Annotated in this window: 8 protein-coding genes; 3 read left to right on the top strand and 5 right to left on the bottom strand. The window is 63.8% G+C overall.

Going from position 1 to position 9,912, the window contains the following annotated elements; all coding sequences use genetic code 11:
* Both KYC_RS29585 and KYC_RS03550 read left to right on the top strand, forming a co-directional pair.
* Nucleotides 1–1,402 (top strand): T6SS effector BTH_I2691 family protein (locus KYC_RS29585; protein WP_008158899.1); only part of this gene is annotated, 1,402 nt, incomplete at its 5' end.
* Complete coding sequence (locus tag KYC_RS03550; protein ID WP_008158897.1) at nt 1,402–2,394, top strand: DUF6708 domain-containing protein; 993 nt, start codon at nt 1,402–1,404, stop codon at nt 2,392–2,394. The genes KYC_RS29585 and KYC_RS03550, both read left to right, overlap by 1 nt.
* A 184-nt stretch (nt 2,395–2,578) precedes the next feature.
* On the opposite strand, the gene KYC_RS03540 is transcribed toward KYC_RS03550, so the two are convergent.
* The 4 genes from KYC_RS03540 to KYC_RS03525 form a co-directional block, all read right to left on the bottom strand.
* Nucleotides 2,579–4,192: a methyl-accepting chemotaxis protein gene (locus KYC_RS03540; protein WP_043517407.1), complete on the bottom strand. Its 1,614-nt coding sequence runs from the start codon at nt 4,190–4,192 to the stop codon at nt 2,579–2,581.
* Nucleotides 4,193–4,535: 343 nt separating this feature from the next.
* Entirely contained in the window at nt 4,536–5,153 is a 618-nt protein-coding gene (locus KYC_RS03535) for a flavin reductase family protein (RefSeq protein ID WP_008158890.1), read from the bottom strand.
* Between the two features lie 3 nt (nt 5,154–5,156).
* Nucleotides 5,157–6,119: a carbon-nitrogen hydrolase family protein gene (locus KYC_RS03530; protein ID WP_008158888.1), complete on the bottom strand. Its 963-nt coding sequence runs from the start codon at nt 6,117–6,119 to the stop codon at nt 5,157–5,159.
* A gap of 15 nt (nt 6,120–6,134) precedes the next feature.
* Nucleotides 6,135–7,787, bottom strand: coding sequence for an MFS transporter (locus KYC_RS03525; RefSeq protein ID WP_050814827.1), 1,653 nt, complete (start codon nt 7,785–7,787; stop codon nt 6,135–6,137).
* A 171-nt stretch (nt 7,788–7,958) separates the two neighbouring features.
* Here KYC_RS03525 and KYC_RS03520 point away from each other — a divergent pair, with 171 nt between their 5' ends.
* Nucleotides 7,959–8,807 (top strand): IclR family transcriptional regulator, encoded by an 849-nt coding sequence (locus tag KYC_RS03520; RefSeq protein ID WP_008158886.1) that lies wholly within the window; start codon nt 7,959–7,961, stop codon nt 8,805–8,807.
* A 66-nt stretch (nt 8,808–8,873) separates the two neighbouring features.
* Here KYC_RS03520 and KYC_RS03515 read toward each other — a convergent pair whose 3' ends face one another.
* Nucleotides 8,874–9,854 carry a Bug family tripartite tricarboxylate transporter substrate binding protein gene (locus tag KYC_RS03515; protein WP_043517405.1) on the bottom strand — a complete coding sequence of 327 codons (981 nt, stop codon included), beginning with the start codon at nt 9,852–9,854 and terminating at the stop codon, nt 8,874–8,876.
* Nucleotides 9,855–9,912: the final 58 nt, after the last annotated feature.

Genomic DNA, 9,912 nt, shown 5'->3' with positions numbered 1-9,912 from the left:
TCGCTCGGAAGTCGACAAGGCCGACGCGGCCAAGGACGCGCGTGCCGCGGATCATCTGCTCTGGTTGCAGAGCAAACAACTGCTGGACGCGCTGGACGTCTTTGACCGGGATGACAAGGAACAGGCCCTGCTGTTCGAAGACCAGATGGGCAAGGCCATCGCCGGCATGAACGCCACCGCCGCGGGCGAGGCGTTGCTCGAACGCTGGCGCGCGGCGGGAGTCTCCCGCGAAAACCTGTTCTGGCGGTCATTGGCGCAGAACCAGGACGCCATCGAGGACGAGGTAAACCAGCTATTCAACAACCAAGGCGCGTTGGCGTCACTCGATCCGTCAGCGTCGCAGAATCTGATCAAGAGGCTGGCCGATTTCTACGACAAGAGCCACGCCATGATGGATTCGCTGGCTGACGCCTCCACCGCAGGGCCTCCGTCCAGCTACCTGGTGGGCGGCGCCATGCTCATCAACACACTGGGCAATTCGCTGTTTCAGAGCAAGGCGGCAAGCATTCTGGACAAGCCCGTGAACAGGGTGTTTGCGTCCGTTCTGCATGCAAGGCTGGGCCAATTTGCTCAGCATTTCCGGCTGGAAATGCGTGACGGCAGAGCGTTGAGCCGGGGCACGACAGCCCGCATAGACCGCGCAACCACCCGCAGCATCGACGAGGCCCTGAGTGCCGGAAAGATGGGGGCGATGACTGAAGTGCGCATCGGCGGCGTGCTGGTGTTTTTGGAGATATGGAATCTCTATAACAAGCTGACAGTCCTGCATAAGCAAAGCAGGGAATATGTCGAGGCCGTGGCGGCGCTGGTGGCGTTAACGGCTGCCGGTGTTGAACTGGGGGCTTGCGCGGTGTCGCTGGCCGAGCGGAGCGGTAATGCTGCGGTTCGGCAGGGTGCTAGGGCTTTTGGTAGTGGGTTGCGATTGACGGCGGGTGTTTTGGCGGGGTCGGCTGCGGCGGTGGGGGTGCGGTATGACATTCAAGACTGGCATGAGAACTACAGGCTCGGCCGCTATTCCATCGCGGGATTCTATCTCTTACGCTCCGTTACGCAATTCGGCTCTGCTTCGTTGTCGGTTGCGATTGGGCTCGGCCACGCAGGCCCCTTTTTCGAGTACCTGCTCAAGAAATACGGAACTCGCCCGTTCCTCGGAAGACTTCTTATGGCGGGTTCACATCTATCCGCAGCAATGGCCGTGCGCATGGCGCCCATGCTGCGAGTCTTTTTCGGACTCAATCTTGCGATCTTAGCCTTAGTGCTGATCGAGATTTTCGTACTTCCCAACGATCTAGAGCGCTTTCTTGATCATTGCACGTTTCGCAAGAATCGTAGCAATGGAATCGTGGACTCTGAAGAGAAGGAGATTGAAAGAATGCAGCTCGCGATACAGAGGGAACTCTGATGTACTTTCTAGAGCGAGGATTTGAATGGTCCAAGGGCCTGATGTCGTACGAGGAGGCCACGGAGGAGCTCAATAAGAAGCAACGCCAGCCCGGGCAGGCTGAACTTCAGGCGCCGGAAGGGGTGGGCGAATCCGTGTCCAAAAAGGCCTATGACAATGGTTCACTGTATGCGTACAACGACACCTTTATCGACATCCGCACCCCAAACGATGAGAAGAGAGGTGTAATTACGATATTTGGTGGATATATTTACGGCATGATCACCTATGCCTTTGCCTTGGCTTTGATCGTATCCACTGAAAGATTCATGTCAGGGCATCAGCACAATGGTGAACTGTTGACGGGTTCGGATTACTTCTTTCTCACACTATTTCCCATATTGTGGCTAATGGTGCTTGGGGTTTTCTTGAAGTACACATTCCGATTCTTCCGTTTGGAGTCCCTGACGGCCCGACGCATCATCGTTCGCTTCAACCGCATCACCCGCAAGGTCTACCTGCTGCGCCCCAAGCATTTGGGCGGCATCCGAATCATGGATTGGGACAAAACAGAGGTGCTCCTGGACAAGAGCATGAGTGAACTGGAGGGCACGGGCGGATTCATAATCCTGGGCTGGGACAGAGGCGACGGCGTGGACTTGCAGGGGACGCGCACAGACAATTTCGAGGTGACCTTCGTCGGCAAGCCAACACGCAACGCCAGCGAATTGCTCGCATTCTGGGAGTACATCCGCCGCTACATGGAAGACGGCCCCGCTGCCGCGCCGGCGCCCAAAAAGCTCCTCACCAAATTCCCCTGGCCCTGGCTTTCGTTCAAGGCGGCCTGGGGCCTGGACACCCGCTTCCTGCGACACACCGGGCTGTGGGTGTTCGTGGTAATCAATATATTGATACTGCCGGCAATCCTCATCCACGCCACCGGTCATTGGCTGTCCCTGCTGCTGTGCTACGAGCCGAGGTTTCCTCGCGTCATTGAAGACGCGGGGCGTTGAACATCGGCGGCACGTGCGGCAGGCAGGCGTCAAGGGACCAGGCCCTGCTGTTCGAAGACCAAAAGGACAAGGCCATCGCAGGCATAAACGCCACCGCTGGCGAGGAGCAATTGCTCGAACGCTGGCGTGCAGCGGAGATTCCCCGGTTGCCCGCCCCCCCAGCGCGCGCCAAGGTCTTGCCAGATCAATAGGCGGCAATCCGCAGCGCAGCGGACGACTCCACCACTTCGATCGCTGCCACCGCAACACCCCCCTGCCCGCCCGGCAGCCTGAACGCGCTCACTGCCCGCGTCAGTTCCGCCGATTGATCCTGCATGGAGCCCGCCGCGGCAGCGGCTTCTTCCACCAGCGCCGCGTTCTGCTGCGTCACCTCGTCCATCTGCGACACGGCGCGGTTGACCTGTTCGATGCCGTCGGCCTGCTCGGCCGACGCCGCCGCGATCTCGCCCATGATGTCGGTCACGCGCTGCACGGAACTGACGATCTCCTGCATCGTCGTCCCGGCGCGCTCCGCGCTGCCCGAGCCCTGGCTGATCTTCTGCACGGTGTCCTCGATCAGGACCTTGATTTCCTTGGCAGCCTGGGCGCTGCGTTGCGCCAGGGTGCGCACCTCGGCGGCAACCACGGCGAAGCCCTTGCCCTGCTCTCCTGCCCGCGCCGCCTCCACCGCGGCGTTCAGCGCCAGGATGTTGGTCTGGAAGGCGATGCCGTCGATGACGGAAACGATGTCGGAGATCTTCACAGAGCTGGCCGAGATAGCGTTCATGGTGCTCACGACTTCGGACACGGTGGCGCCGCCGCGCGAGGCGGTGTCGGACGCGGCCGCCGCAAGCTGGTTCGCCTGCTTGGCGCTGTCGGCGTTCTGCTTCACAGTGGAAGACAGCTGCTCCATGGACGCGGCGGTCTCTTCCAGCGACGCGGCCTGCTGTTCGGTGCGCGAGGACAGGTCCGTGTTGCCGGCCGCGATCTCGCCTGAGGCGGACGCGATGCTGTCTACGCCGGTCCGGATCCGGGCGACGGTGCCCGCCAGATTGGCGTTCATGGTTTCCAGCGCGCGAAGCAATTGCCCGATCTCGTCGCGGGACGTCACGACGATCGTGCTGGTCAGATCGTTCGCGGCCACGGTGCGCGCCACGCGCACGGCCTCGGACAGCGGGCGCGTGATGCTGCGCGTCAGACGCACGGCCAGCAGCAGGCCGGCCACGACCGCGACGGAGCCGATTACGATCATCCAGAAATTGGCGGCACCGTAGGCGCTTTCGATGTCCGTCGCCCGGGCGTCGATGTCGGCGCGCTGCAGGTCCGACAGGCGCGTGATGTGGTCGATGAACTGGCGCGTCGCGGGCAGGAATTCCTGCGTGAAGATCTTGTTGGCGGCCTCGACGTTGCCTTCCTGTTTGGCCTTGAAGATGCCGTCGCGGGTGCGCAGATATTCGCCGCGGGCCTTGCCGATGCCCTGCCACAGCGTCTTTTCCTCGTCGCTTTCGATCAGCGGTTCGATCTTCTGCTGCAGCGCCGACGAATTGCGGGACGACGTCGCGGCTTCCTCGGCGAAGAAGCTCGCCAGGCTCGCGTCGGCGCTCTTGGCGATCGCCGTTGTCCGGGTGACGCCCGCCTGGATGTTGCGGGCCCAGTCGTTGATCAGGCGTTCCTTGGTCAGCGATCGGTGCGTCAGCGTGTCTACCGATACGTTGATGTCGGCCAGGCTGACCAGGCCCACGATGCACATGACCATGATCATGGCCAGCAAGATGGCGTATCCACCCGCAAGGCGGGTTCCAAGTTTCATGTTTTTCATACTGCCTCCGGCTACTTCCAGGGCAAGTGTGAATGCGCGCTCAGGCGGATGCCTCGGCGGCGGACAAACGCCGCTGCCAATACAAGCCAGATGCCCGCAAGCCCCTGGATATCCGCCCCCAATAATGGTGTCCGTTGTGTCGATTGAGCGCCGCCCGGGAAGTCGGTTCCGAGGGTTCCCGCGACGGTCGAACGGATGCTAGCAGCGGCGATCTGGCGGCCATCCGGCGAAATGGAGAACTTATTGGCGCAAGCTCTCCCCATTAGGCGTAGCGGCCGGCAACGTTGCAAAAAAGCCCCATCAAGCCCCAAGAAAAAGGCGGCCGATCCGGCCGCCTTGCGGGCTATTGCGGCGACGTCGGCCGCGCCAATTGGAAGGTATCCGTACTGCGCGCGTACCAGCCGCCGCCGTGCATGCGGGCGATCAGCCCCAGGGCCGGCGTGTCCACGTGCCCCCTTGCAGCATCCCGCACGCAGGCATCGTCGACATGCGCCCCCAGCACCCGCCCGATGACCACGATCTGGCGCGGCCCGGTCACGACTGTTGCCTGGCTGACACACTCCAGCGCAACGGGGCTGCCCTTGATTCGGGGCGGACGGACGTGCGTCGCCGCCAGCGCGGTCAGGCCGGCCGCCGCCATCTCGTCCACATCGGCGGGATAGTCGGCGCAGGTCTGGTTCATTTCGTGGACCAGCGACTCCGGCACCAGATTCACCACGAACTCGCCGTTCTCGATGATGTTGGCGCCCGTGTCCTTGAAATCCCCTTCCGGGTGGCGCATCAGGCCGATGGCCACCGTGGGCGGCTGGTGCCCCATGACGTTGAAGAAGCTAAAGGGCGCGGCGTTCACGACGCCTTTGTCCGACACCGTGGTGACCCAGGCGATCGGACGCGGCGTGACGGTCGAGGTCAGGATGTTGTAGACCGTCTGCGCCGGCAAGGCGCTGAAATCAAAATGCATTGATCAGGCCTCCTGCTGCGGGGCGGCTGCGCCGACGGCCGACACCGGGCGCTTTTCGCGTGTGTCGACCTGGAGCTGGAAGACGTCGGGACGGGCGTAGTGCCCGGACACATCGAAATCGTACTTGCCGCGCAGGATCTGGTTGGGTTGGATGTCGGCGTACAGGATCGTTTCGTCGGAGAAATCCGGCCCGGCCAGCACTTCGCCCAGCGGATCAATGATGGCGCTGCCGCCGCGCATCAGCACGGTGTCCGGCGCATCGCCCAGCGCGCAGTCGAAATCGTCGGGGTAGGCGTTGCGGCGCAGGTGCTGGCAGGCCGTCAGCACGTAGCAGCGGCCTTCCAGCGCAATGTGGCGCATGCTGGGAATCCAGGTGTCGCGGTCGTCGGCGGTGGGCGCGCAATACAGCGCCACGCCCTGGCTGTACATGTACATGCGCAGCATGGGCATGTAGTTTTCCCAGCAGATCACGGCGCCGACCTTGCCGTACGGGGTGTCGAAGACGGGCAGGGTCGAGCCGTCGCCAAAGCCCCAGATCAGGCGTTCGCCGGCGGTCGGCATCAGCTTGCGGTGCTTGCCGGCCAGGCCCTCCTGGCCGTTGAAATACAGCACGGTGCAATACAGCGTGCCTCCGTCCGCCTCGATGCAGCCCATCACGACGAAGCTGTCGGTGTCGGCCGCGGCCTGGGCCACCAGCGCGACTTCTTCGCCGTCCAGGCGGATGGCCTGCTGGTGGTAGCTGGCGTAGGCGTCGCGGCCCTCGGGCTTGCGCATGCCGATGGGCGCGCCAAAGGAATTGCCCTTGGGATAGCCGCCCAGAAAGGCCTCGGGAAACACCAGCACGCGGGCGCCCTGCTCGGCCGCCTGGCGGATCAGCGAAGCCGCCTTCCGGGCGCACGCCACGCTGTCGGTGGGGATGGACGCCGCCTGGATGACGGCAGCCTTGAAACTCTGTTGCACGGACATGTCTCTTCTCTCTTGTTAGTGGGCCGGGTCTTCGTCGATGGCTTGGGCGCGCGTATTGGGCAGCAACAGGCTGCCGATGATGCCCACGATCACCATCACCGCCACCGGATACATCAGGCCGCCGAAAATATTGCCGCTGGCCTGCGCCAGGTAGGTGGCGGTAAACGGCACGATACCCCCGAAGATGCCGGCCCCGATGTGATACGGGAACGACAGCGCCGTGTAGCGGATGCGCGCCGGGAACAATTCAACCAGATAGGACGCGACGGGGCCATAGACCATCGCGACGACGGCGGTCATGAGCACCAGGATCAGGATGATGGTGGCGCGGTCGACGCTGGCGAGGTCCGCCTTTTCGGGATAGCCGGCGGCAGTCAGCGCCTTGGCATAGGCGGCGCGGTCAAAACCGTTGACGGTGGTCCCGCCCACGCTCATCGCGATCTCCTGGCCCGGGATCGGCGCCGCGTATTCAAAGTTGATGCCCTTGCCGACCAGGAATTTCTTGGCCTGCACGCAGACCTTCTTGTGATCGGCGTGACTGCCGATCATCGCCGCCTGCAATCCGAAGTCGCACGCACCGCCGCTGGTGTCGGCATGCACGCGGACCGGCGTCGTCTGCATAGCCTGCGCCAAGGCCGGATTGCCGGCGTTGAGCAGGACGTCGAACATGGCGTGATAGCCCACGGCGCCCACGAACAGGCCGGCCATCATGATCCACTTGCGGCCGATCTTGTCCGACAGCCAGCCGAACAGCACGAAGGTCGGCGCGCCGATGATGAAACCGATCAGGATCAGCGTGTAGACCGTGGTCTGGTCCAGCTGCACGGCCTGCTGCATGAAGATCATGACGTAGAACTGGCCCGTGAAGTAGGTGGCGCCCTGACCGGCGGTAACGCCGATCAGCGCCAGCAGCACCAGCCGCAGGCTGGGCCATTGGCCGAACGTTTCCTTGACCGGGTTCTTCGACAGGCGGTTCTGCTTCTTCATCCGCGTGAACACCGGCGATTCGTGCAGCTTGGCCCGCACATAGATGGAAATGGCCAGCATGACGATCGACAGGATGAACGGCAGACGCCAGCCCCACTGGCGGAAGTCTTCGGCGCTCATCGACGCCTGGACGCACAGAATCACGACCAGCGACAGGATCAGGCCGGCCGACGAGGTGATCTGGATCCAGCCCGTCAGCAGTCCGCGGCGCCTGGGCTCGCAGTGTTCGGCGACGTAAATGACTGCGCCGCCGTATTCCCCGCCCACGGCCAGGCCCTGTACGACCCGCAGCGTCAGCAGCAGGATCCACGAGAGATGGCCGGCCGATTCATAGGTGGGCAGGCAGCCGATCAGCACGGTCGCGCCGCCCATCATCACCACGGTGATCAGGAAGGTGTACTTGCGCCCCAGCTTGTCGCCCAGGTAGCCGAACATCACGGCGCCGAGCGGCCGGATGATGAAGCCCACGGCCAGCGCTCCCAGCGCCGCCAGCAGCGCAACGGTGGGGTTGTCTTGCGGAAACAGCACCTGGCTCATGAAGACGGCCAGCGTTCCGTAGATGAAAAAGTCGTACCACTCGAACAGCGTGCCCAAGGTCGAAGCGACGACGACCTGGCGTTCTTCCTTCCGGCTTAGCGTAGGCCCGTCGTCGAGTCTGGGCATTGCGACATTTGCTTCCATGCTTACTTTCCCCTGTCGTTTTAGATTGATACTGCTGTATGCATTAACTATTATCAAACTTAAGAAGGACGGGGAAAAAGCTAGGGAAAACCCGGCGGCGGGGTCCGGGCCACGTCCTGATGGCGGCGAGCCCGCTGCTACACTGCCGCCACCGACACAGTGGAGGCAGTAATGGCAAGGCCCGCCGGCAAGGTTGAGAAGAACTCGGTACAGACGCCGGCCACGGCGCGCAGGGGCATCCAGTCGATCGAAGTGGGCTTCCGGATCCTGGACGTGATCCGCAAGACCGGCCGCCCGATGCCCCTGAAGGAGATCGCGGACGCCTGTGAACTGACCGTTCCCAACGTCCATTACTACCTGGTGAGCTTCCAGAAGGTGGGCGTGGTGCAGCAGCACGCCGATACGGGCCACTATGGCCTTGGACCCTACGCCTTGCGGCTGGGCCTGGCGGCGCTGGAGCAGTTCGACGTGTTCACCACGGCGCGGCCCATCATGGCCGAGGTGGCCGCCGCCACCGGACACACCGTATTCCTGGGCGTGTGGGGCAACAAGGGCCCCACTATCGTCTATCGCGTAGAAGGCAGCCGCAGCCGGCCCTTGCTGGAATTGCGCGTGGGCACCGTGATGCCGCTGCTGTCTTCCGCGTTGGGCCGCAACTTCCTGGCGCACCTGCCGGACGCGCTCACGCGGGATCTGCTGGAAGAAGAAATGGCGTCGGCAATGCCCGAAAGCCACGGCGGCACGGCCGGCAATTCATACACGCACGAGGATGTGCAGGCGATCCGCGACGAAGTGCGCAAGCACCACATCAGCCGCTGCCGCCACGCGCTGCTGCCGCACTTCACGTCACTGTCGGCGCCCATCTTCGACATGCTGGGCGAAATGAAGGCCGCCATCACCCTGATGGGGCCCGTGGGCGCCGTGGACGACGATCTGGAGTCCGACACGGCGCGGCTGCTCAGCGAAAAAGCCCGCTCGATCTCGGCGACGGCGGGATGGGTGGATCCGGACGCGCGTTAGCGGGCGCGCGTTAGCGGGCGCGCGTTAGCGGGCGCGCGTTAGCGGCGCGCGCCCACCGCGCGGGCCTCAGCCTTCAGCCACGATCCTGGCGTCCCGGATGGTCTTGGCGTACTTCTGTTGTTCGCTCTTCATGAAGTCGGCAAAGCGTTGCACGCCGCCGCCGCCGTCTTCCGCGCCCACCTGCGCCAGCTTTTCCTGCACGTCCGCCATCGCCAGGACCTGGTCGATGTCGCGGTTCATGCGCTGGACCATGGCGTCCGGCATTTTGCCCGGGCCCACCATGCCGAACCAGATGCTGGCCTCGAACCCCGGATAGCCCTGCTCGGCGACGGTCGGCACGTTCGGCTGGCTCCCGGACCGCTTCTGCAGCGTCTGCGCCAGGGCGATGACCTTGCCGGACTGCAGCAGCGGGGTGGCGGTCGTCATGCCTTCGAAGCAGTACTGCACGTGGCCGCCCAACAGATCATTCATCAGGGGCGCGGACCCCTTGTATGGCACGTGCAGCACGTCGATCCCGGCGCGGGCCTTGAAGATTTCCAGCGCCAGGTGCTGGGCCGATCCGCTGCCCGCGGAACCAAACACGATCTTGCCGGGCTGCGCGCGGCACAACTGGACCAGTTCGGGCAAGGTCTTTGCGGGCTGATTGGCGCCGCCGATCAGGATGGTCGGCGTCTTGCCCACCAAAGCGATGGGCGTGAAGTCCCGCTCGACCGAGTACGCCAGCTTGGGCTGCAGGCCCGGCGCAATGCCGTGGCTGTTCACGTGCGCCATCAACAGGGTGTTGCCGTCGTTGGGTTGGCGCGCGACCTGCTCCGCGGCGATGACGCCCGCCGCGCCCGCGCGGTTCTCGACGATGACCGGGATATTCCACATCACGCCCAGCTTCTGGCCCAGCAGCCGCGCCAGCACGTCGGTGCCGCCGCCGGCGGGAAAGCCCACCACGATCTTCACCGGCCCGGAAGGCATGTCCTGCGCCCGCGCCGCCGCCGGCAGGACCAGCGCCGCCCCCAGCGCTGCCGCGCTGGTCATGAATTGCCTACGTTGCATTGTTGTCTCCTCGCGCGCCGGTCCCAAGGCCGGCAACTGGTTATGTGGCTACTGGCTG

Source organism: Achromobacter arsenitoxydans SY8, from assembly GCF_000236785.1.
GTDB lineage: Bacteria > Pseudomonadota > Gammaproteobacteria > Burkholderiales > Burkholderiaceae_B > Achromobacter > Achromobacter arsenitoxydans.
This window is presented reverse-complemented; position numbering and strand designations above follow the sequence as displayed.